We start from the raw sequence: 22,533 nt of genomic DNA on the forward strand, positions 1-22,533 counted from the left end.
TTTTGGGGAATCGTTTCCCAAAAGTGTTGAAATAAGAAACAGTGGTTGTAACCGATGACAGTCTAAACGAGACTACAAAAAGGAACTAATCCGGGATAAAACAGGATGTTTGGTGAAAAGCGTAGTAATCGATCTACAATTAGATAAAAAAAGTTTGATATAAATTGTTCGCGAACTCTTTCTTTCATAATTTGGCACAGAATTTTAGTTATTAGTATTCAGTCAAGCAAATTGTTGCTTTGGGACTGACGCCCGTCAGCAACCCAATTAACATTTTTGACGAACACTGATAGAGGAGGGTTTACGTGGAATGGCCTACTGTAATGCGGTAGGCCATTTTTTTGTGCCCCTACATTGGTTAGGAGAATGAAATGGTGTTCATTTGTAATTTTTTGGGACACACCACATCATTCAATACATGACCAAAGTTACCGAGTACATCAGCCGCGCGGAAGGAAAAACCCTGTTCTCGATCGAGATTATCCCCCCACTGAAAGGACAGAATATCAATGATTTGCTCGATTCCATCGAGCCTCTGATGGAATTCAATCCCCCGTTTGTAGATGTTACTTACCACCGCGAGGAACTGATCGACCGTGTCGGCCCGGATGGGACCATTGAACGCATTCCGATTCGGAAACGGCCGGGAACGGTCGGTATCTGCGCACGTTTGATGGAGCGTTTCAAAGTGGATGCGGTGCCGCATGTGATCTGCGGAGGATTTACCAAAGATGAGACCGAAGATGTATTGATCGATCTGCATTACCTGGGTATAGACAATGTATTGGTGCTCCGTGGCGACCCCGAGAAGTCCGCGGGCGTTTTCAAACCCAAACAAGGCGGACATACCTACGCATCGGAGCTCGTGACTCAGGTGGATAATATGAATAAGGGAATCCTGCTCAATGCAGAAACAGAAATGTCGCCGACCAACTTCTGTATCGGTGTGGCTGGCTATCCTGAAAAGCATTTCGATGCCGTTTCTTTTGATTCCGATTATGCGGCTTTGAAAAAGAAGGTCGATCTCGGCGCCAACTACATTGTGACGCAGATGTTTTTCGATAATCAGAAATATTTCACCTTTGTGGAACGCTGCCGCGCAGAGGGAATCACGGTTCCTATCATTCCGGGATTGAAACCGTTATCAACCAGAAAACAGTTGACCGTTCTTGCAGATATTTTCCATTTGCAATTCCCGCAGGACCTGGTGAAAGAAGTTGAAAAGTGTGCTACCGACAAAGAAGTCCGTCAGGTAGGCATTGAATGGGGCATACAGCAAAGTAAGGAATTAATGGCTTACGGCGTGCCTGTGCTGCATTTTTATACAATGGGCAAATCCGACAACGTGTCGCAGATCGCCCGGGGCGTGTTTTAATCCAGTATGTGGCATATTTGATACTGCGGTGCCCGGCGTACCATGTTTATTCGTAGCACACCGCAGTGCCATTGGCACTCACCATAAGCATCGAGCTGCCATTTCCGATCGTTTCGAGATCTATATCCACACCGATTACTGCATTGGCCCCAAGGCGTTGCGCCTGTTCCATCATTTCGCGGATTGCGATGCTTTTGGCTTCTCGGAGCCCCTGCTCGTAAGAGCCTGAGCGACCGCCTACTACGTCGCGAATACCTGCCAGGAAGTCCTTTACAAAGTTGGCCCCGATAATGGCTTCACCATTCACCAGTCCGATATACTTGATGATCTTTTTACCTTCGATATTCGGGGTAGTAGTAACGAGCATGCGATTTCAGGTTTGGTTGGTGTTGATTTTGACGGGCCAAATTACGGTTTTTGCCAAAGAAGAGGCTGAAAATAATGGTTTAGCGGCAAACTAGCATGCCTTCGGGGTAAAATTTAGTTATGATTTGAAAAACGGGTAGTACTTCGCCTGATTTGACGGAAAACGGCCTAATAATCGTTAGTTTTGGCCTTTGACAAATTGAAAAGCAGCAAAATTTCTGAAATGGACCAAACAGTAGAAGTTATTAACCATATTATCCGCACACGTCGGAGCATTTTCCCGCCAAACTATATCCAGAAGGAAATTCCACAGGAAGTCATTGAAAACATCCTTGAAAACGCCAATTACGCACCCACGCACAAGCGTACGGAGCCATGGCGGTTTATGGTGTTCAGAGGGGACGAAAAGTTACAGCATCTGGCCAGTTTCTTCATGGAGCGTTACCGCAACAATACGCCCGCTGAATCATTTTCACAAGCGCGTTACGAGGCTGCGGGTGAGAAAATCCTGAAATCGGCCTGCGTGATCGCTGTCAATGCGGAACTCCATCCGAACGACCTGCCGGAATGGGAAGAAATCGCGGCGGTGGCCTGTGCGGTACAAAATATGTGGCTAACTGCCACCGCTTACGGGATTGGATCGTACTGGAGCAGCCCGGCGGTGTTAAAAGAACTGGCCGAATACATGGGCTTGCCCGAAGGCCAGAAATGTCTGGGATTGTACTACCTGGGGTATCACAATGCCCCCGAAGTACCAGCACGCCGCAATAGCCCTATCGAAGACAAAATTACCTGGGCCTGATCATGAAACAGGTCCAGCCGACCCTGCGCGCGCAGCAAATCACCAAGACATTTGGTACCGACGCTGTCCTCTCCGGCATCGACCTCGAATTGGCGCCGGGCGAATGGCTGGGGATCCTGGGCGAAAGCGGATCGGGAAAAAGCACCTTGCTACGCATTCTGGGACGTTTCCTGGATGCGGAGCAAGGTGATGTTTTTTTCAAAGGACAGCTACTCAAATCCGTTGCCAGCGAGTTGATGCCCGGGCATGAGGCCATAAAACTCATTCATCAGGAGTTTGAGTTGTTTCCAAACCAGACGGTAGAGGAAAATATCGCTTACTCGCTACGTTTCTATGAGCCTGACTATCGGCTCGAAAAAGTGGCGGAACTGCTGGAAACAACCGCATTGAAAAGCGTAAAAGACCGCAAGGCAAAATTGCTGTCAGGAGGAGAAAAGCAGCGCACAGCTATTGCCAAAGCGATTGCTGAACTGCCCGATGTGTTGTTGCTCGACGAGCCTTTCGCCCATTTGGATAACCACAATCGCCGCGTACTCGCCGATGCCATCGAGCGCCTGAGAAAGCGAGAGAAAATGAGTTGCATCTTCGTAACGCACGAAGCGGCCGATGCCCTGGCCTGGTCGGACAGGATCGCGGTCCTGCGCGACGGCAAGATCATTCAGATCGGAACCCCGCAGGAAGTCTACGACCAGCCCGTTAACAGTTATGTGGCGGAACTGACTGGCGATATTAACTGGATCGCGGGGGAACAGGGTAAAAAGCAGTTCTACATTCGCCCGGAAAAGATAAAACGAACGCGCAATCCGGAGAAAAGCCGCTGGGCAGGCAAGGTGGAAGCCGTACGCTTTCATGGTAATCATTGGGAGATCCGCTGTGTAAAAGGCAAAGAACAAATATCCTTTTACAGAAACAAACCCGACCTCGAAATCGGGCAAGAGGTAAAGCTCACCTATGCATCCAAAGACCTCAAACGCATTTGATGCATTACAATTTGAACCAGAAGGAAATTTTCACAGCGAAAGGCGTCACATTCGGATTGTCGAGATACGTGAGCCGGTGAATGAAATCGACCCGGCCGGTGCGGAAAATGTTGTCGATCCCATAGCCTAGCTCCACGTAGGGCTTGTCGTTTAACGGGCTGAATGTGAGTATTTTTTGTCCTGACTCGTCGGTAGTGGTCGTCAGCGACTGATTGGCATTTCGGAGACTGCCGTAAAACAGCCTGCCTGTGGCGAGCATTCGCAATTTCAGCCGCCGGATTGCCGGAATGCGGTTCAATATAAATCCTTCAAAATTATGCTCCATGCGCAAAGCGAAATACCGGTCGCTGATAAATTCAAAATAGCGCATCAGATTATAGGCATTCTCGACATAAAACAGCGACTCATTACCCAGCGGCGTGTAAAGCAGCGGGTAGGGCAAGGTAGAGGGAATATACCCGAACGTAACATTATAATAGGTACGCCCGATGACGCCCGCCCGGAAACTCTGCCGGATATTGAAAGAGAATTTATTGTAGTTAAAATCCCCGCCCAGCAGACGCTTGAAGCCATGCGTATAGCGCAAGGTAAATGCCGGGGAATTGCCGGTTCCCATGCTGATACGCTCATTATCGTTAAGAAGGAATGTCTCCTTCTGAGCAAGGCGCGCCTCGAAATTGACTTCCGTAATATCGAATGCACTTTTGACTGGCGAATCGTCACCTGCCGTCGGATTAGTGCGGTAAGTGAAGGGAAACAGCGGGTCAAAAGTGCGATGTCGGACTTGCACGCTACCAGTCAGGCCCTTTACGACCTCCCTTTTCAAATAAGCTGAAACATCCTCTTGCCAGTATGGCCGGCGAAACGCCCCGAAGCGCGACAAGGCCCCGAAAATGGTACTCGGACCGATGGTCTCGGCCGTTAGTCCAAGGCGCTCCAGATCTTTGGAATAGGAGATACCAGCCATTGTCCAGGGTTTACGACTGATGATGTAATCCAGACCGCCGCCGTATTTGAACTCGCCGTCACGTGTGCCGTAAGCGCCATAACCACTGAAAATCCATTTTTTACTAAACCCGGGATCAGTCCGGAAGCCCAGGCGGAAGCGATGGCCCTCCACTTTGTTGTTGGCATACAAAAAAAGGTATGGCCCGAGGTCGATATTCCATTTGTCGATCCTTTTGTAGCCATTTACAAAAACGTTCAGTATCTCGGTATACGTTTTTACTACCGGCAGTGCTTTCAAGGAATCGATCAACTCGAAGGTCAATTTTTCGGACGGACTCAGGCCTTCGGGGCGACTTTTCATCCAGAAAGCGGAATCGTGGTCGAGGTAATCCTCTTTAAGCTCAATGGCCGTGTCGTAAAACCGGGATTCACGCGGCGCGTCTGTTTTGTATTTAGATTGAGCCGAATAGAATTTCAGAAGCATTCCTGCCGCTTGCGGTGTTGGCTCGTCGACGTCGATCATTACGCGCGTTTTACGGGGTAACCAATTTTTTTCGTCTTCTGACAATTCATAGGATTGCTGGATTTTGATGCGGTCGATGTAGTTCAGGTTGGCTTCTTTTCCTACACTCACGTCGATTTGCGTCAATGCAAACGTTTCGCTGTCGACCCACATCGAACCGGAGAATGCGAGGTCCTGCTTCTGCCGGGGTTCAAAATCGATTTGATAATCATAGCCGGAGCCATTGGCAATGCTGTCGGCGAGATAATATTCATAGTAAAGCCGCCAATTGTCCGAAATGGGCGAGACGAAGTCCTTTTGAAGGATATTCAGCCAGTTGTTGTAAAAATTATATTGCTGGAAAGTAGAACCGACCAGCTGTGAAACCATGCTTCCATCTGTCAATCCGACGCCGGAGACTTTGGTTTTGTTGATCACTTCCTTCTTCTTCTGCGGGTCGCGGCGGTAAAAAACATCCGAAACAGATTCGGAGATAAAGATTGGGATGATCGTCTCGCCATTTTCGCCTTTCACTTCATCGAACTTGTCGAGAATATGGGTCATTTTCTTGACCGGCTTGCGGCTTCTGAACCCTTTGGAAAGATTATCGATGTCGATCTGGATCTTGTTGTAGGCTTCATATTCGTAAGCTGTAAGCTCGTCGGGATTGTTGGCTTTTTTGCGGGCCATGATTTTACGCATGATCGCATAGGCGGGGTTTTCACCGGCAAGGATCTTCACCTCCCGAAGCAGGGTTGTTCCCGGCGAAAGCTGGATATCGATCACCTGCTCCTTCAATCCCGGCGCGATGGCTTTGCTCCGGCCTGTATAACCCACATACGTAACGACGACCGAATCGGCGGGAGGTGTAAATGTGAGTTGATAAACGCCGTCAAAACTGGTGGTCGTTCCGGCGAGCTGCCCGCGGATCCCGATATTGGCAAACGGAATGGGATCACCCGTTGTGGCATCGGTAACCTTGCCTTTAATGGCGTAAACTGCCTGCGAGATGCCTTTATGGCAGATCGTCGCGAAGAGAATGAAGGCGGCTATGTACACGCGCGGCCTCATTCGTCATGCTTATTTTTGCCGATCTGGGTATTGGAAGTCACGTCCGCAGCGGGACGCAAGATATGGACATCGAGCACGGCTTTCGGGCGAGCAAGGTATTCGCGAATAAGCGTGCGGAACGAGTAACCGTCAGGAACGTCCTGAGCGGCGAAGGATATGGCATTAATTCCTTCATTATGAGCAATATACAATGCTCTTGCGTTGTGAAAATTTTGGGAAATGATGGTGAAATTATCCTGGTTGAAAACCTGTTTGCAACGGACGATCGAATCGAATGTGCGGAAGCCGGCATAATCCAGCGTCATCACGTTTTCGGGAATGCCCAGGTTTAGCAGGGCGCGCTGCATATCCAGCGGTTCGTTATAGTATTGCGAATCGTTATTCCCGCTGAGGATGATGTATTTGATTTTTCCCTCCTTGAAAAGCCGGGCGGTTGCTTCCATCCGGTATTTGAAAAAAAGGTTTTCAGCACCCTTTTCAGATTTTTTACTGGTGCCTAGCACCAGCGCCACGTCATTCGGTGGCAGGTTTCCGATGGAAAAGTAGGAGTATTGTCGCGTGCAATAAACTACCCAGAAATTACATAGCAGGATAAAAACCATGCAGGCGAATAATAAGGCTAATATGACTTTGATCAATTTTTTCACCTGTATACGCGTTGCCTTGTAAATTTCAAGTCGCCGGATCGCGTACACCCCGATGATCGTGCTTTTTGATCTGATATACGCGATCAACGGCTCTTTCTGTTGCTGCTGATCTGGAAATTATAATATTCTGGCTTATTCAAACAATCCGAGTTGACTTTTAGGGTCCGATCCTTTTTTTGAATCTTTTTTCGATTTCGGTTCGGTCTTAGACTCTGTGTCGGGGTCGTCATCAGCTTGCTCCTCATCGATCCCGGTATCTTCGCCGGCATCGTCGCCTTCCTGGTTAACAGTATTTTCAACCAAAGCATTCGGCGCGTCGCCGGCAGCTTCTTCCCCGCTATGTTCATCGTCCGGAATATCGTCAGTCGCTTGTTCGGCGACTTCCTCCACGGGAACGGCCAACGGTTCGAGCCAACGGATTTCCTTGAACTTGTCGTTCGGAATGCGGTTACCCTGTGCCCGCCATCCGCGGATGTCGACCATATCTTCTACCAGATATTCCTCTGTGGCTTGTTCTTTTTGAGCTGTTTTTGGATACACGATTTCCAGTCGCGGGCGTATATCCGTGCTGGCAAGGATCAGTTTGCTGTTTTTAGTGTCGCTGATGAAAAGGAATTTCTTGTCGAGCGACGAAGTTTCGATGTTAAACCTTTTGATAAAGTGCTGTTTCTGGCCCGCATCAAAATAAATGGCGGTGATGGGTAACTTGGTATCAAACTTCTTGACGAGCAATACGTCGTGCGGTTCGTAATGGTTGGTGAGGTCGAAGTTGGTTAGCTCATACGAACCATCCTTATAAACGACCACGATATTGTCGCTCGGGCCGAAATTGCCAAGGTATTCGCCGCGCTCGTCACGGTTCAAGCGGCCGATGATCGGGTCGAACCACATATCCACGCCGCCCAGCGTCGAACGTCCGGCCTGTTTCAGGGTGAGTTTTCTAACCGGATATTTCGTCAGAATATTACCCATTGCGCTGCGGTTTTTGATCAGCAGGTCCGCAAAATTATAGTCAAATTGCTTGACCTTGGCTTTGCTCTGCGCGGTGAGGTTGACGGTAATGATCTCCGCTTCGCCATTGTCGTTGGCCGTGAAGTAGGTAATCTTCGATTTCGGCGTGCCCTGCGTGAGCTCATATTCGCGGTCGCGGGTGATGGCGGTTACCTGGAAACGTTTCGCGTAAGAAACACCGGTTTTACCATCCACATAAACCAGGTTATAAACTTTACGCTCATCATTTTTAAGAAAAACGGCGCAGTGGATAATGTCTTTGCCGACAAAGACTTTGTCCTGCACTTTGGTAACCACACAGCGGCCGTCGCCACGGAACACGATAATGTCATCGATATCCGAGCAATCCATTACGTATTCGTCTTTTTTGAGGCCATAACCTATAAAACCTTCCGTGCGGTTGACATACAATTTCTGGTTGTTGGCCGCAACGACATTGGCTGAAATCTGATTGAATGCACGAATCTCGGTTTTTCTGCCCCTTCCTTTTCCATATTTTTTGAGTAATTCCCTGTAATACTCAATGGCGAAACGCGTGATGTTGGCCAGGTTATCCTCGGTTTCGGCAAGGTCTTCTTCCCATTTACGCATCAGCTCATCCGCCTTGAAACCGTCGTACTTCGAGATCCGTTTGATGCGGATCTCGGTCAGTTCCACAATGTCGTCGTCGGTGATCACGCGGTAAAATTGTGCTTTATAAGGCTCTAATCCTTTGTCGATCGTGCGGATCACTGCTTCGAAAGTCTCACATTCTTCGATATCCCTGTAAATGCGGTTTTCGATGAAAATCTTTTCCAGTGAGCCGTACAGGATCTTTTCCAGCAATGCCAACCGCTTGATTTCCAGCTCGCGCTGTAATAAATGGACGGTTTGCTGGGTATTGTATTTCAAAATCTCGGTAACACCGACAAAATGAGGCTTCTCGCCAATAATTATACAGGCATTAGGCGAAATGGAGACCTCGCATTCGGTGAACGCATAGAGCGCGTCCATCGTAATGTCGGGCGACACGCCCGGTGCCAGATGTACCTGGATTTCCACGTCGGCGGCGGTGTTATCCACCACTTTCTTGATCTTGATCTTGCCCCCGTCGTTCGCCTTGATGATCGATTCGATCAGCGAAGTGGTGGTGGTGCCGAAGGGAATGTCACGGATGACGAGCATCTTTTTGTCTTCCTCCTCGATTTTGGCACGGACACGGACCTTGCCGCCACGGTGACCATCGTTGTAATTGGAGATGTCGGCAAGGCCGCCGGTCAGAAAGTCGGGATAAATAATGACATCTTTCCCCTGCAAAATGCCGATTGAAGCCTCGATCAGTTCACAGAAGTTATGCGGGAGTATTTTGGTAGACAAGCCCACTGCGATACCCTCTACACCCAGCGTGAGCAGTATGGGGAATTTGACCGGCAATGTAACGGGTTCGCGTTTACGGCCGTCGTAGGATAGCTGCCATTCGGTGGTGTCGTCGTTGAAAACGACATCTTTGCCAAATCGGGAAAGGCGCACCTCGATGTAGCGGGCCGCAGCGGCACCGTCACCGGTACGGATATCACCCCAGTTACCCTGGGTGTCAAAAAGTAGCTCCTTCTGCCCGATATTGACAATGGCATCATAGATAGAAGCATCGCCATGCGGGTGGTACTGCATCGACGACCCGACGACGTTGGCCACCTTGTTGAAGCGGCCGTCGTCCATTTCGTTGAGCGCGTGCATGATGCGCCGCTGAACGGGTTTCAGGCCGTCTTCGATCGCCGGGACGGCACGTTCCAGAATTACATAAGAAGCATAATCGAGAAACCAGTTTTCGTATAAGCCCGAAATGGGCAGTTTATCATGCAATCCGCTATCTTCTACTTCGGGCGTAGCTCCGTTTTCGTCCATAAATGCAGGAGGAACCAGGTTTTAAGAATTCAGTAAAAATTAATTGACCTTCCGATTTCCCGGTCTTCATTAGGGGACTGGCTCAATCCAAAAGGAAGAAACAGGGTGAAGTTTGCCGGAAGATTGGGTTGAATTAACTGCTAATATAGCAAAATAAGCGATAAAACTCAGCTTTCAGCGCCCGGCTCAGACGCGTTGAGGACGGCCAACAGTTCGCTGATCATCATCGCCGTAGCACCCCAAATTTTGTAACCCTGCACCATGTAATGCGGTGCATGTACCTGTTCCCCACGCACTTGAATGTCACTCGAACCGATAATATTAACATCAGAAATCTCTTCAAGTTTGATCTCAAAAATATCTTCGACCTCGCGCGGATCAGGATAAAAGCCGGGTCGATAAGGCATGGCCGCCACGACCGGCAGGACATGGAAATTACTGGCAGGAATGAATAGCTCCGTCAATGCACCCAGGATTTTGACATCATTAAGCCTTAAACCTATTTCTTCCTGCGCCTCACGCAAAGCCGTGCGGATCAGGTTTTCGTCGCTCAGTTCATAACGCCCGCCCGGAAATGCCACCTGGCCGCTGTGGACGCCGTCATAAGCTGGTCGAAGGATAAGCGGGAAATAAATGTCGTTCTGGTAGGGATAAAACAGAACCAATACCGCGCTCTTCCGGGTGCGTGTGTTGGGTTTAAACGTGAGGCGCAGTTTGCTGGTCGACATCATGAGCTGGTGGGCCGTTTCACCAGGCAGAGGGAATTTAAGTTTCTGGGTTAGCTGTTCGGTAAATGCGGAAAATGATTCCAGTGCGGCCATTTTGGCGGAGTTAATGGGATACTTAGGTGACGGACATTTTTGTAATTTAAACTATCCAACCTAAATTTTTGCATAATGAAGCTCTCTTTTGAAATCAAAGAAGCTTTCGAGGCTCAGGTCTTCATCCAGCCGCTTGAACCACGCAAGCGGATTGCCGATCGTATGACCGCTGTCGAGTACCAGATATCTATTGGTTTCGTCGAACCACACTTTGCTGATTTTCATATCTCAAAAAGAAGAACCTCAGCCCGAACATCCGGAAAATTTCTGGCATAGTATAGTGTGGTTTGATTGGATCAATAGATGCAAATATAACAATTACCAGTAATGATTGTAATGGCTTACACCGGCCTGTGCGCATACAACGTCGCCAGCTGCTCGGCGCATCTTTCGCCATCCATGGCAGCGGACATAATGCCTCCTGCATAGCCTGCACCTTCGCCGCAGGGGAACAGGCCCTTGATTTCGGGGTGCTCGCAGCTTTCGCGTTCGCGCGGGATGCGGATGGGGGAGGAAGTGCGGCTTTCAACACCGATCAGTTGTGCGTCGCCGGAGAGGTAGCCGCGCATTTTGCGGCCGAAATCCGATAATGCATCGCGTAACGGGAATGCGATGTGCGCGGGCAAAACTTCGTACAGGTCTACCGATTGCAGGCCGGGCTGATAGGAAGTATCGCGCAACCGGGCCGACGTACGGCCTTTGACAAAATCCAGGGCGAGCTGGGCGGGCGCTGTTTGAGTAGCCCCTGCAAGTTTGCAGGCGGCTTGTTCCAATTCGCGTTGCAGTTGCAAACCGGCCATCGGGCCGTAATCCTTGTAGGGCGCGAGATCGGCTTCTTCGATGGCTACGACCATGCCCGAATTGGCATAGGGAGAATCGCGGCGGGAAGGCGACATCCCATTTACCACCACTTCACCCGATGCCGTCGCTGCCGGAACGATAAAGCCGCCGGGGCACATGCAGAAAGAGAAGACGCCCCGCTGCACGCCGTTATAGCGGGTTTGCGTGACCAGACTATACGATGCCGCGGGTAAATATGGCCCGCGATCGGTCTCGCAGTGATATTGAATTTTGTCGATAGTATTTTGCGGATGCTCAATACGCACGCCCATGGCGAAGGATTTGCTTTCGATCAGGATGTTTTTCGAATGCAAAAGCTCGTAAATGTCCCGTGCGGAATGGCCTGTCGCCAGGATGACGCCGATGCCGGTGTGCTCGTCTTTATCGTTGGTGACCACACCCGTGATCTGATTGTCGCGGATGATCAGATCGGTTACTTTGTTATCAAAATGAATTTCTCCCCCTGCTTTCAGAATGGTTTCGCGCATTTCCGAAACTACCACCGGCAGTTTGTTGGTGCCGATATGCGGGTGCGTGTCAATCAGGATTTGTTCGCTGGCGCTGTGGGCTACGAATATTTCAAGTACACGCCGAATATCGCCCCGTTTGTTGGAGCGCGTATAAAGTTTTCCATCCGAATAAGTTCCGGCACCGCCTTCGCCAAAACAGTAATTGGATTCGGGATTGACCTGATGTTCCTTATTGATTGCCGCTAAATCGCGTCGCCTCGTGCGGACGTCTTTGCCTCTTTCAAAAAGCACCGGTTTGATACCCAGTTCGATCAATCGCAATGCTGCGAACATTCCTGCGGGGCCACAACCGACGATTAGTGCCTGGGGGCGGTTGCTTACATCCGGGTACATTATTCGCTCACCAGCGAGTGCAGGAGGCGTTTCGCCTACATAAACTTCCGCTTGAACATTGATTTTTACCTGTCGGCTGCGGGCATCTATCGACTGGCGTGTTTTGCGGATAATGGGATTGTCGCCGTCGCGCAGGCGGAGTTTATGAATAATGTGGCGACGGAAATTGTCTTCGTCCAGCGCAATTTCGGGCGCCAGGGTCAGTTGAAGTGTTTGATGCATGGTACAGAAAGGGATTTATCCTTTAATACCGCAAAGGTAAGCAGACTTTTGAAGCGGACAATCTCTGATCACCCCCCTGACCATTTTTGATCACCTCTGACCAGCTTCCGGGTAGCAAACTGCAGAGATTTTCTTTTCTGCATACCGACGATCAAGAAGACTTCAAAACATTCAACCATGTCGCAGAACCGCCGCCAATTCCTGAACACACTCGCCGTATCGGCCGGAGTAGCCGCACTGTCCGAAGTCGCCCGGGCCGGGCAGCATGCCACACCATTTCCACTATCATGCAACCAATATTCCTGGATCACATTCTACGCCCGTGATGGCAAAGACTGGGGAAAGGATCCGGACGCCTCTCTTGCGGAGTTTGCGTCAACTGGTTTGAAAGCCTATGAACCTGCATTTAACCATGCCGAAGAGGTGCCGAAGTTGTTGCCTTTGCTCAAAAAATACAAACTGGCAATGCCTTCTGTTTATGTAAACACCGCATTGCACGAGGCAGCGGACGCCTCGAAATCCATAGAATCTGTATTAGCCATTGCCGACGCGCTGAAACCGGCAGAAACGAAAATTATCGTAACCAACCCGAATCCCATTCAGTGGGGAAGTGATAAAAACAAATCCGACGAGCAGCTTACCGAGCAAGCCAAAAATCTCGACAAATTGGGTGCGGAACTCAAAAAACGAGGAATGACCCTCGCATACCACACGCACGACGTAGAGCTCCGTGCAGCGGCGCGTGAGTTTCACCACATGCTCCTCGCGACCGATCCGAAAAACGTGTCGCTTTGCCTGGATGTGCATTGGGTGTACCGCGGATCTGGAAATTCGCAGGTGGCGTTATTCGACATTGTGAAATTGTACGGCAAGCGCATTTCGGAGCTGCATTTGCGGCAATCGAAAGGCGGAATCTGGCAGGAGACATTTACGGAAGGCGATATTGACTACCCGCGTTTAGTGCAAATGCTCGATGGCCTGGGTGTGAAGCCGCATTTGGTTTTGGAACAATGCCTCGAAAAGACTTCGCCGAAAACGATGGATGGCGTTCAGGCGCATCAAGAGGATTTGGTGTATGTGAAGAAGGTTTTTGGGGTTTGATTTGCTTTGATGATGTAAGATTAATTTTGAAATTGAGCTTGGAAGGGAAATCCCCAAACCCAAAGTTAAACTGATGTACGCCTGATTCTATCATGCCTAGCACCGATTTTTTCAATATCTCCGACCTGCTATCCCCGGAGCAACGCCTCATTCAGCAGGCTGTGCGTGATTTTTCGGATCGGGAAATCAAACCTATTATTGAAGAGCTGGCCCAGAAAGCCGAATTTCCCCGGCATTTAATCCCGAAATTCGGAGAGCTGGGCGTTTTCGGGCCAACGATTCCGGTTGAATATGGCGGAGGCGGGCTTGATTATACCAGTTATGGCCTGATGTGCCAGGAAATTGAAAGAGGCGATTCGGGAATGCGGTCGACGGTTTCGGTGCAGAGTTCGCTGGTCATGTGGCCCGTTTATGCATTCGGTTCGGAAGAGCAGAAACAGAAATATCTGCCTAGACTTGCTACGGGCGAATGGCTTGGCTGCTTCGGATTAACGGAGCCCGACCACGGTTCCAATCCCGCCGGAATGAAAACATATCTGGCTAAAACCGACAATGGTTATACGCTCAATGGTTCCAAAATGTGGATTTCCAACGCACCATTCGCGGATATTGCCGTGGTGTGGGCCAGAAGTGAGGAAGGAAGAGTTCAGGGTGTGATCGTGGAACGAAGGATGGAAGGTTTTACAACGCCCGAAATTCATAACAAATGGTCGTTAAGGGCAAGTGCGACCGGCGAGCTGGTTTTTGACAATGTATTCATCCCCCAAACAAATATACTTCCCGACGCAGTTGGATTGAAAGCCGCTCTGAAATGCCTCGACAAAGCGCGCTACGGCATTGCCTGGGGTGCCATCGGTGCGGCGATCGATTGTTATGAAACCGCTGTGAAATATGCCGCAGAACGCATTCAGTTCGATAAACCGATTGCTGCCTTTCAATTAACACAGAAAAAGCTGGCTGAAATGCTCACGGAGATTACAAAGGCACAATTGCTGGCCTGGCGCTTAGGAAATCTAATGGATGCCGGAGAGGCGACTACGGTGCAAATCTCGATGGCGAAAAGAAACAATGTGGAAATGGCGCTCAACATTGCCCGCGAAGCCCGCCAAATCCTCGGCGCCATGGGCATTACCGGCGAATATCCCATTATGCGCCACATGATGAACCTCGAATCGCTGATTACCTATGAGGGGACGCATGATATTCATCTCCTTATTTTGGGGGCTGAGATTACGGGGGTGGCGGCGTTTAAATGAACGCTGCGGTGTTGACTATGGGCCATAGACCAGGTATTTGGCTTGAACATCACTTTGATGAGATCACACCACGACAAAATTAGGATACACGATCCATCGTCGATGGTCCATGGTCCATCGTCGGCTGCGCAGCAGCCATTTTTCGCTGCAAATCCTTACTCGTCTCCCTCGACCCGTCCGGTGACCAGCCTGGTGCTTTGAAGAGGTATTTTAGCTTTGTTTTGAAGTCTATGGGCTGTTTGAAATCTTCTCCGATGGCTTTCCATTCGTGGAAAACGGTGTCGGTCAGTCCCTGCTGATCAATGGGTTTGGTGAGGCCGTAACGCGGTGGCTCGGTGGGCAATTCTTCCTGGAATGTGCCAAAAATGCGATCCCAGATGATGAGGCACATGCCCATGTTTTTATCGAGATACTGCACATTGCTCGCATGATGCACGCGGTGGTGCGAGGGCGTTACGAAGATATATTCAAGCCAACCCAGCTTACGTACGTATTCGGTATGCACGACAATGCCGTAAATCTGGGTAATCGAATACATGACGATAATATCAGCGGGATCGAACCCAACTAATGCAAGCGGAACAAAGTACACGAAGCGGTAAAGCGGCTGGAATACCGATGACCGGAAGCCGGTTGTGAGGTTAAAATGTTCCGACGAATGGTGCGTCACATGCACGGCCCAGAATAGCCGGGAATGGTGATCTACATAATGCAACGTGTAAAAGGCCAGATCTTCGGCCAGAAAAAGTGCAAACCAGTATAAGTAAGGGTTGGTAATGGGCTCAAAGACCGAAAAGTTATAAAACCAGATTAACACCCCTATATAAGCAGCGCGGAAAAGCAGGTCGATGCCACCATTGAGGAACATCAGCGCCGCATTCATCAACGTATCTTTCAAGGAATAAGCCGGACGTTTGGCTAGTTCCTCGTGTGGTGTTTTGTGTGTTAAGAAGATCTCGAGAGCAATCAGACAGACATAAAACGGCGTTGACAGTTTCAGAATGAGATCTTCGAAATCATAAGTGCCGGGCATAGCAATTTGTCCAAATAGTAAACAAAGATAGTTGAGAAGTGTACTGTAAGCTTTCACCCGCCTATTTCTAAGAATTTTTTAATAGAAACCAGCGAGCTACCTACCTGACATTCATTTGACAGGAAACCCCCATTGAAGGTTCAAAATTTCCCGGGTTTACGGTTACAAATATTATAAGCCGCTGAAAATGGTTAGTTAATCATTTTCTTAAGCGCTTTTCTTAATTCTTCATTTTTGTGCCTTTTTTGAAGGATCACCGGCGCGGCAATGCGCTCGCGGCAATCGAAAAGGGAACAGCGTTCGCAAGTTTGGTTTACCTCGCGGGACGGCAATGCGGGATCTTCCAGAAATGCCAGTTTCTCGCGCGTCTGCTCGTCGAGGTAAATGCCCATGGATACACTCACATTCAGGTTGGGCGTGGGCGACATTGGTTGCGCGAAACTCACAACGAGATACTGGTCCCGGGTATCGATGTAGGTCGATTTCTGTGCTTTACAGAGAATGCGTGGCGGTTGTTTAGCTTGAATAATATCGCCGAGATCGTTGAGTACCGTCAGGGCTACCCAGCGGCGGCAGTAATGCTCGTCACGAACGGTGTGCGGATAATGCTTTCTTGAAATGTGCATCTCCTTTGTCATGTGAAAGATATTCTGACCCACGAAGTTGTTGAACCGCGAGAAGAAAATTTGGTTAATACCAAAATACCGCGGCAGGATGTTGCTGAGCCGGTAGCAGAATGATTCCGGTGTTGTGTTGAAATCGTGAATGAGCTGGATGAGCTTCTCGGGTTGCCAGCTTTTTTGTGCAAAAAAATCGGCGACGGCCGCTACCAGCAAGCTGCGTTTGATAATAATGGCACTGCCGAAATAGGACGCTTTAAAGTTATTCAGCAGTTGCTCAAATGATTCCGCTTCCACCAGCGCCGTAGTATGCAGCCGGTTTTTAAGATTTAAATACAAATAGCCGATCTCCCGCCCGTAAATAAATGCCCGCTGCACCGATGATAAGTGCGCATTGATCAGCAAACGTGTACCGGTTGTATTGGTAATGGTGAGCGACCGCACGGTGGCAAACTCGGGGTTGGTCCGCTCATTGATCGGCTCTATGGTGTAATGATATTGCTCTCTGAGGATTTTTTCGAGCGATCCTTCGTCCAGAAGTTGCGTGGCGGGTACATTGTGCTCGGTCAGAAAACGCTCCGCTTCGAGTTCGATGTCCTCGAAATAGTTGTCGTGCATTTCCTGGTAGGTACGCAAAGCCGAGAAATAGAACTTCTCGATCGACATGTTGTAGTTGCGGGCAATTTCGATGAGCGTACCCACGAACGCACTGATCTTCGTAGGCGCGTCGGAAAGGATTTCCAGGAGGTTAGCAGGGTCGATGCCGAAGAGTTCGAGAGGCAGTTCGGTTAGTACATTAGAGCTGAGCAGGTCGGAGATAGGTTCCAGTCGTTTGCTCAGTTTCAGTGAAACGAGCGTGTCGTAATCCACTTCCATAGCGGCTGCCAATGCAAGGATCTTGTCGGATTTTGGGTATTTTTTTCCCTTTTCGATTTCATTGATATAAGAAATCGACAACCCCGATTTCTGGGAAAGTTCGCTGAGGGACATTCCTTTGTCGAGCCGGAGCTGTTTGAGTTTGAGCCCGAAAACCAGTCTTACATTATCTTGATTGATTGCCACTGCGCTAGGGTATAGGCCTGATTTTGTGCGATTTTGTTTACAGGCAATTTAACAATTGAAACCCAAAAGTAGAAATAGCCCCGCATTCGGCGGTTATCACGGATAAAAAATAGGGGCCGGTCACACAGTTTATGTTAATTCCAATACAGGGAGAGCGTCCTGCTCGTATCATGCACGCCTAAACTGTTTATTCCAAACACTAAACTCCAACAATATGAATAATGCACGCGAGCGCCCAAATCCGGTTAAAAAACGCTATTTTTGCGGTTTATTTTGGGAAATCAAAAATAAACAAAAGCTTTAATTTCTGATAATCAGGGCTCTGGGTGAATATACACACCACCCTCCCCGTGTAAAAGCATAACAACTAACAGGATATGAGTGAGTATAGTCATCGTGAAATAGAAAAAAAGTGGCAGGATTTCTGGCAGGCCAACAGCACATTCGGCGTGTCGAACGAGTCGGATCTGCCCAAATATTTTGTGTTGGATATGTTTCCCTATCCCTCGGGAGCCGGGCTGCATGTGGGGCATCCGCTGGGCTATATTGCCTCGGACATCTATTCCCGTTACAAAAGGTTGAAAGGCTTTAATGTGCTGCACCCGATGGGTTTCGATAGCTTTGGGTTGCCGGCTGAGCAATATGCGATACAGACTGGTCAGCACCCGGCCATCACCACGGAGCAAAACATTACCCGCTATATCGAGCAGTTGAAAAACCTGGGACTGAGCTACGACTGGGCACGCGAAGTGCGGACATCGGATCCCGGTTACTATAAATGGACGCAGTGGATCTTCTGCGAGCTTTTCAACAGCTGGTACAACAACGATAGCGACAAGGCAGAGCCGATCGAAACGCTGACAGCAAAGTTCGCACAGGAAGGTAATGCCAAAGTGAACGCACCAGCCGACGAAGATACCCCTGTATTTACCGCAGACGAATGGAATTCGTGGTCGGAGGAAGTACAGTATAAAATGACATTGAAATACCGCCTGACCTACGTGGCCGACGCTACCGTAAACTGGTGCCCCGGCCTGGGATCGGTATTGTCCAACGACGAAGTGAAAGACGGTGTGTCGGAGCGCGGTGGTTTTCCCGTAATCCAGAAACTAATGCGCCAGTGGATGATGCGGATTACGGCTTATGCACAACGTTTGATTGATGGTTTGGATACGGTAGATTGGACGGAATCATTAAAAGAGCAGCAACGAAATTGGATTGGGCGGTCTGTTGGGGCGCTTGTCAAGTTTCAGGTTTGGAATGGGGAAGAAGGGCAGGACGGAGGAAAGGGAGAAAGTAATGTCACTTCCTCCCAACACATTGAAGTGTTCACAACACGGGTGGATACAATTTACGGCGTAACTTTTATGGTAATCGCGCCGGAGCATGAGTTGGTGGATGTGATCACGACGCCGGAGCAGCGTGGGGAAATCGATGCGTACATTGCTATGACGCAGAAGAAATCGGAGCGTGACCGGATGTCGGATGTGAAAACCGTTTCGGGCGCATTCACCGGCGCGTATGTGGTCAATCCGTTCAATGGTGAGAAAGTGCCGGTTTACATTGCCGATTACGTTTTGGCAGGTTACGGAACGGGCGCGGTAATGGCGGTACCGTCGGGTGACCAGCGTGACTGGAACTTCGCGACGCATTTCAATTTACCCATTATCCCGATCCTGGACGCGCAAAAGGATGTTGAAACGCAAGCCGACGCGACTAAGGAAGGGAAATATATCAATTCCGGGATCATTAATGGCTTAACTTATAAAGAGGCGACCAGCGTGCTGATCGACTGGCTGGAAGAAAAAGGAATTGGAAAAGGAAAGATCAATTATCGCCTGCGCGACGCGGTGTTCAGCCGTCAGCGTTACTGGGGCGAGCCGGTACCTGTTTATTACAAAAATGACAGCGAAGGCCAGCCAGTACCGCATTTACTGGATTTGAATGAGCTGCCTTTGAATTTACCGGAGGTGGACAAATACTTGCCTACCGAAAATGGCGAGCCTCCGCTAGGACGTGCCCACGATTGGGCGCATGGCACCGGCAATGGCTACGAACTGAGCACGATGCCAGGCTGGGCAGGTAGTAGCTGGTATTGGTACCGCTATATGGACCCCAAAAACGATGGAGAATTCGCTTCCAAAGAGGCGATCAGCTATTGGAAAGATGTGGATTTGTACATCGGCGGCACCGAGCACGCGACCGGGCACCTGCTGTACAGCCGTTTTTGGAACAAATTCCTGAAAGATCGCGGCTATGTTCCGGAGGAAGAGCCGTTCAAGAAGCTGATCAACCAGGGGATGATCCAGGGACGCAGCAATTTTGTGTATCGCGTGAAGGGGGAAGATTATAGCAAGCCTGTTTTTGTAAGTGCGGGTTTGAAATCCGAATATCAGGTGTCGGCATTGCATGTGGACGTGAATATTGTCGAAAACGATGTGCTGGATGTGGAGAAATTCAAGGCGACACGGCTTGATATTGCAGGAGAGAATGCGACATTTATTCTGGAAGACGGTAAATACATTTGCGGGGTGGAAGTGGAGAAAATGTCCAAATCCAAGTTCAACGTCGTGAATCCCGATGATATCGTGGAACGCTATGGGGCAGATACTTTGCGTTTGTACGAAATGTTCCTCGGGCCATTGGACCAGGCGAAACCCTGGAATACCAATGGTATCGACGGAACATACCGTTTCATCCGCAAATTGTGGCGCCTGTTTTACACCGAAACCGGCCAGTGGCAGGTAAAAGATGTTCCCGCCAAGCCGGAAGAATTAAAAATCCTGCACAAGACGATTAAAAAGATCGGTGAGGATATTGAGAACTTCTCGTTCAATACCGCTGTGAGCGCATTTATGGTGTGTGTCAATGAATTAGGCAGTCAGAAATGCCAGAGTAAGGAAGTGTTGCAGCAGCTGGTAATTTTGCTTTCACCTTATGCGCCACACACTTCGGAAGAATTGTGGGATGCATTGGGTAATGAAAAAGGCACTGTGTCCAAAGCTGCATTCCCCGTGTTCGAAGCGCAATATGTACAGGATTCGGTATTCGAATATCCGGTGCAGATCAACGGCAAAGTGCGTGCATCGCTGACGTTTCCATTGGATACGCCTTCGGCCGATATCGAGAAAGAAGTTTTGGCGGACGCAACCGTTCAGAAATGGATGGAAGGCAAGCCAGCGAAAAAAGTGATCGTTGTACCGAAGCGCATTGTGAACGTGGTGATCTGATCCACGTTTGAAAAAGCAAAACGGCCAGGTCGGAATCCCGATCTGGCCGTTTTGCTTTTGAGGAGGGTTTACTTAACAGCGACGCGACGGTCGGTACGGATTTCGGTTACTTCGAAGTGCTTTTCGATTTTTTTACCGGCGGCCGAAATTTCAACGGTGTAGCTGCCTTCGGGCAATTCGTTGATATTATAGGCTTTTCTGAATTTGTCGGTGCTGCGGCTGATCATATCACGGTGGATGGCGTCGCCTTTGTAGTTTGTGATCACTACCAGCGCCTTGTCGTTGGTATACTTATCTACATTAACGTGTAATTTGCCGCTTTTTGAAGCGAAAATGCCGGTTTCGAAGATCACCGCTTTTTTGCCTTCTTTGTCGTCAGCGAATGTGTTGAAAGCAAAAGTTACAGCGAAAACGATTGTCATTGCGATTGTTTTGATTGAAGGTTTCATGGCTCTGTTTATTTAAAAGGTGATTAATATTTCCGTTTGCTTGATTCAAATATATGGGTAATAGCAGGTACTATGTATTGCATAGTACATGAATGGTAACGACGGAAAATGAGTGGCGATATGTCGGGAACAACGATCTTTCGTATTTTTGCACGGTATGGTAAAAAAGAAAACCCGCTCCTCGGGAAGTAAAATTAAGTACTTAAAACCGCTGCCTGCGAAGGGTTGGGTGATCATTGGAGCTGTAATTGCCGTCATCGGCGGGCTCATCTGGTGGTCGGAGCGGACGGATGAGAACCAGTGGGAATTTATTAGCAAGTTCGGGATCAAACTGCCATTGCGCTATGCCGTTCACGGCATCGACGTTTCCCATCACAATGCGAAGATCAATTGGGACAAACTAAAAAGCGCCCGTTCTGAAAATGTAAGTATCGATTTTGTGTATATCAAAGCCACGGAAGGCGCCACGCATCTCGACAAACAATTCAAACGAAACTGGACCGAAGCTAAAAGGGTAGGGATGAAGCGAGGTGCTTATCATTTCTATAATCCGCGCGTAATGTCGGATCGGCAGGTCGATAATTTCATCGGTCAGGTGAGAATGGAAGCAGGGGACTTACCGCCTGTACTCGACCTGGAAGTAAATGGCGGAAAGCCGGACGATATCATTATTAAAGGTGTCCGCAACTGGCTTACGCTTGTTGAAGCGCATTATGGCGTAAAACCCATTATTTACGTAAACGAGCATTATTACAAAAAGTACATCGCCGGTAACTTCGATGAATATCCCCTCTGGCTCGCAGGCTACTCGCGCACGCACCTGAACGACCTCGCAGCAGATGCGCACGTACTATTCTGGCAACACAGCGAAAAGGGCTGGGTCGACGGCATCCGCGGTTTTGTAGATTATAATGTGTTCCTGCACGAACGTACTGACTGGGATAATTTGGCGAACGCCGAATAATTTATTTAAGGTTACTTTCGTATTAATATCAGTTATATTTCACCCTTAAACTGCTGGTATGAAAAACGTTATCCTTATTCTGATCGTAATGTTTTTTGTTGGATGCTCGAAATCCGATCCTGTCAATGGAGACGCAAGCGGGAATTTCATCGGAAACTACGAGTATGCAATCGCCTCGCCTCTGGGCTTTGTGTCGAAGTATTCGTGGATTGTGGAGCGACGCTCCGCCAATGTGATCGACCTCGATATGACCAAAGTGATCGTCCGGAGCGATGGTTCGCAGACGAAGAGCAGGGACCTGGTAACAGAAGTGGAGATTACCGATGCGAAAAAGCTCGATTTTTCTTATATCAACATGAACGGACGGTTCGTCCAGGTTTCCGTATTGGCAGCTCCCGAAAAACTTACGGTTTCTAGCGTAGCATTGCAGGGTGATGATGCGACCCACCTCAAATGGTACGAATTCGATAAAAGATAGCGCGGGCC

General features: G+C 49.1%; 18 protein-coding genes. 8 read left to right on the forward strand and 10 right to left on the reverse strand.

All coding sequences use genetic code 11. The features are described 5' to 3' along the window. The first annotated feature begins 418 nt into the window (after nucleotides 1-418). Nucleotides 419-1,375, forward strand: a complete 957-nt coding sequence (gene metF, locus LZD49_RS08430) for a methylenetetrahydrofolate reductase [NAD(P)H] (protein WP_234666902.1) — start codon at nucleotides 419-421, stop codon at nucleotides 1,373-1,375. 46 nt (nucleotides 1,376-1,421) lie between these two features. Here the strand turns inward: metF and LZD49_RS08435 are convergent, their stop codons facing one another. Next, nucleotides 1,422-1,742 (reverse strand): heavy metal-binding domain-containing protein, encoded by a 321-nt coding sequence (locus tag LZD49_RS08435; protein ID WP_234666903.1) that lies wholly within the window; start codon nucleotides 1,740-1,742, stop codon nucleotides 1,422-1,424. 222 nt (nucleotides 1,743-1,964) lie between these two features. Between LZD49_RS08435 and LZD49_RS08440 the strand changes: the two genes are divergently transcribed. Both LZD49_RS08440 and LZD49_RS08445 read left to right on the forward strand, forming a co-directional pair. Further along, complete coding sequence (locus LZD49_RS08440; protein WP_234666904.1) at nucleotides 1,965-2,543, forward strand: nitroreductase; 579 nt, start codon at nucleotides 1,965-1,967, stop codon at nucleotides 2,541-2,543. Between the two features lie 2 nt (nucleotides 2,544-2,545). Beyond that, nucleotides 2,546-3,523: an ABC transporter ATP-binding protein gene (locus LZD49_RS08445; RefSeq protein WP_234666905.1), complete on the forward strand. Its 978-nt coding sequence runs from the start codon at nucleotides 2,546-2,548 to the stop codon at nucleotides 3,521-3,523. A gap of 4 nt (nucleotides 3,524-3,527) precedes the next feature. Here LZD49_RS08445 and LZD49_RS08450 read toward each other — a convergent pair whose 3' ends face one another. The 6 genes from LZD49_RS08450 to LZD49_RS08475 all read right to left on the reverse strand — a co-directional run bounded on the left by LZD49_RS08450 (nucleotide 3,528) and on the right by LZD49_RS08475 (nucleotide 12,332). Beyond that, nucleotides 3,528-6,044, reverse strand: a complete 2,517-nt coding sequence (locus tag LZD49_RS08450) for a DUF5686 and carboxypeptidase-like regulatory domain-containing protein (RefSeq protein ID WP_234666906.1) — start codon at nucleotides 6,042-6,044, stop codon at nucleotides 3,528-3,530. After that, a complete protein-coding gene (locus LZD49_RS08455) occupies nucleotides 6,041-6,646 on the reverse strand; it encodes a vancomycin high temperature exclusion protein (protein WP_409021309.1) in 606 nt (201 codons plus the stop codon). Before LZD49_RS08455 ends, LZD49_RS08450 begins: the two co-directional genes overlap by 4 nt. A gap of 177 nt (nucleotides 6,647-6,823) precedes the next feature. Further along, on the reverse strand, nucleotides 6,824-9,586 hold the full coding sequence (locus tag LZD49_RS08460; RefSeq protein WP_234666907.1) for a DNA gyrase/topoisomerase IV subunit A: 2,763 nt from the start codon (nucleotides 9,584-9,586) through the stop codon (nucleotides 6,824-6,826). A 167-nt stretch (nucleotides 9,587-9,753) separates the two neighbouring features. Further along, complete coding sequence (locus LZD49_RS08465; RefSeq protein WP_234666908.1) at nucleotides 9,754-10,407, reverse strand: CoA pyrophosphatase; 654 nt, start codon at nucleotides 10,405-10,407, stop codon at nucleotides 9,754-9,756. 60 nt (nucleotides 10,408-10,467) lie between these two features. Next, nucleotides 10,468-10,632, reverse strand: coding sequence for a hypothetical protein (locus LZD49_RS08470; protein ID WP_234666909.1), 165 nt, complete (start codon nucleotides 10,630-10,632; stop codon nucleotides 10,468-10,470). A 116-nt stretch (nucleotides 10,633-10,748) separates the two neighbouring features. Then, nucleotides 10,749-12,332, reverse strand: coding sequence for an NAD(P)/FAD-dependent oxidoreductase (locus LZD49_RS08475; RefSeq protein ID WP_234666910.1), 1,584 nt, complete (start codon nucleotides 12,330-12,332; stop codon nucleotides 10,749-10,751). 177 nt (nucleotides 12,333-12,509) lie between these two features. On the opposite strand from LZD49_RS08475, the gene LZD49_RS08480 reads away from it, so the two are divergent. Then, nucleotides 12,510-13,433, forward strand: a complete 924-nt coding sequence (locus LZD49_RS08480) for a sugar phosphate isomerase/epimerase (RefSeq protein WP_234666911.1) — start codon at nucleotides 12,510-12,512, stop codon at nucleotides 13,431-13,433. A gap of 92 nt (nucleotides 13,434-13,525) precedes the next feature. Further along, the gene (locus LZD49_RS08485; RefSeq protein WP_234666912.1) at nucleotides 13,526-14,689 is read left to right on the forward strand and encodes an acyl-CoA dehydrogenase family protein; all 1,164 of its coding nucleotides are present in this window, start codon (nucleotides 13,526-13,528) and stop codon (nucleotides 14,687-14,689) included. Nucleotides 14,690-14,768: 79 nt separating this feature from the next. Here LZD49_RS08485 and LZD49_RS08490 read toward each other — a convergent pair whose 3' ends face one another. Both LZD49_RS08490 and LZD49_RS08495 read right to left on the reverse strand, forming a co-directional pair. After that, nucleotides 14,769-15,722: a sterol desaturase family protein gene (locus tag LZD49_RS08490; RefSeq protein WP_234666913.1), complete on the reverse strand. Its 954-nt coding sequence runs from the start codon at nucleotides 15,720-15,722 to the stop codon at nucleotides 14,769-14,771. A gap of 191 nt (nucleotides 15,723-15,913) precedes the next feature. Further along, entirely contained in the window at nucleotides 15,914-17,404 is a 1,491-nt protein-coding gene (locus LZD49_RS08495; RefSeq protein ID WP_234666914.1) for a helix-turn-helix domain-containing protein, read from the reverse strand. Between the two features lie 377 nt (nucleotides 17,405-17,781). Between LZD49_RS08495 and leuS the strand changes: the two genes are divergently transcribed. Beyond that, nucleotides 17,782-20,634 (forward strand): leucine--tRNA ligase, encoded by a 2,853-nt coding sequence (gene leuS / locus LZD49_RS08500; RefSeq protein ID WP_234666915.1) that lies wholly within the window; start codon nucleotides 17,782-17,784, stop codon nucleotides 20,632-20,634. Nucleotides 20,635-20,702: 68 nt separating this feature from the next. Here leuS and LZD49_RS08505 read toward each other — a convergent pair whose 3' ends face one another. Further along, on the reverse strand, nucleotides 20,703-21,083 hold the full coding sequence (locus LZD49_RS08505) for a hypothetical protein (protein ID WP_234666916.1): 381 nt from the start codon (nucleotides 21,081-21,083) through the stop codon (nucleotides 20,703-20,705). A 157-nt stretch (nucleotides 21,084-21,240) separates the two neighbouring features. Here LZD49_RS08505 and LZD49_RS08510 point away from each other — a divergent pair, with 157 nt between their 5' ends. Both LZD49_RS08510 and LZD49_RS08515 read left to right on the forward strand, forming a co-directional pair. Then, the gene (locus tag LZD49_RS08510; protein WP_234666917.1) at nucleotides 21,241-22,047 is read left to right on the forward strand and encodes a glycoside hydrolase family 25 protein; all 807 of its coding nucleotides are present in this window, start codon (nucleotides 21,241-21,243) and stop codon (nucleotides 22,045-22,047) included. Nucleotides 22,048-22,105: 58 nt separating this feature from the next. Next, nucleotides 22,106-22,525 carry a hypothetical protein gene (locus tag LZD49_RS08515; RefSeq protein WP_234666918.1) on the forward strand — a complete coding sequence of 140 codons (420 nt, stop codon included), beginning with the start codon at nucleotides 22,106-22,108 and terminating at the stop codon, nucleotides 22,523-22,525. The last annotated feature ends 8 nt before the right edge of the window (nucleotides 22,526-22,533 follow it).

Source organism: Dyadobacter sp. CY261 (assembly GCF_021440085.1).
GTDB lineage: Bacteria > Bacteroidota > Bacteroidia > Cytophagales > Spirosomataceae > Dyadobacter.

Bases quoted from the DNA above. Each gene is read 5' to 3' on its own strand.
- metF (WP_234666902.1), top strand. From the start codon at position 419: ATGACCAAAGTTACCGAGTACATCAGCCGCGCGGAAGGAAAAACCCTG.
- LZD49_RS08435 (WP_234666903.1), bottom strand. From the start codon at position 1,742: ATGCTCGTTACTACTACCCCGAATATCGAAGGTAAAAAGATCATCAAG.
- LZD49_RS08440 (WP_234666904.1), top strand. From the start codon at position 1,965: ATGGACCAAACAGTAGAAGTTATTAACCATATTATCCGCACACGTCGG.
- LZD49_RS08445 (WP_234666905.1), top strand. From the start codon at position 2,546: ATGAAACAGGTCCAGCCGACCCTGCGCGCGCAGCAAATCACCAAGACA.
- LZD49_RS08450 (WP_234666906.1), bottom strand. From the start codon at position 6,044: ATGAGGCCGCGCGTGTACATAGCCGCCTTCATTCTCTTCGCGACGATC.
- LZD49_RS08455 (WP_409021309.1), bottom strand. From the start codon at position 6,646: ATGGTTTTTATCCTGCTATGTAATTTCTGGGTAGTTTATTGCACGCGA.
- LZD49_RS08460 (WP_234666907.1), bottom strand. From the start codon at position 9,586: ATGGACGAAAACGGAGCTACGCCCGAAGTAGAAGATAGCGGATTGCAT.
- LZD49_RS08465 (WP_234666908.1), bottom strand. From the start codon at position 10,407: ATGGCCGCACTGGAATCATTTTCCGCATTTACCGAACAGCTAACCCAG.
- LZD49_RS08470 (WP_234666909.1), bottom strand. From the start codon at position 10,632: ATGAAAATCAGCAAAGTGTGGTTCGACGAAACCAATAGATATCTGGTA.
- LZD49_RS08475 (WP_234666910.1), bottom strand. From the start codon at position 12,332: ATGCATCAAACACTTCAACTGACCCTGGCGCCCGAAATTGCGCTGGAC.
- LZD49_RS08480 (WP_234666911.1), top strand. From the start codon at position 12,510: ATGTCGCAGAACCGCCGCCAATTCCTGAACACACTCGCCGTATCGGCC.
- LZD49_RS08485 (WP_234666912.1), top strand. From the start codon at position 13,526: ATGCCTAGCACCGATTTTTTCAATATCTCCGACCTGCTATCCCCGGAG.
- LZD49_RS08490 (WP_234666913.1), bottom strand. From the start codon at position 15,722: ATGCCCGGCACTTATGATTTCGAAGATCTCATTCTGAAACTGTCAACG.
- leuS (WP_234666915.1), top strand. From the start codon at position 17,782: ATGAGTGAGTATAGTCATCGTGAAATAGAAAAAAAGTGGCAGGATTTC.
- LZD49_RS08505 (WP_234666916.1), bottom strand. From the start codon at position 21,083: ATGAAACCTTCAATCAAAACAATCGCAATGACAATCGTTTTCGCTGTA.
- LZD49_RS08510 (WP_234666917.1), top strand. From the start codon at position 21,241: ATGGTAAAAAAGAAAACCCGCTCCTCGGGAAGTAAAATTAAGTACTTA.
- LZD49_RS08515 (WP_234666918.1), top strand. From the start codon at position 22,106: ATGAAAAACGTTATCCTTATTCTGATCGTAATGTTTTTTGTTGGATGC.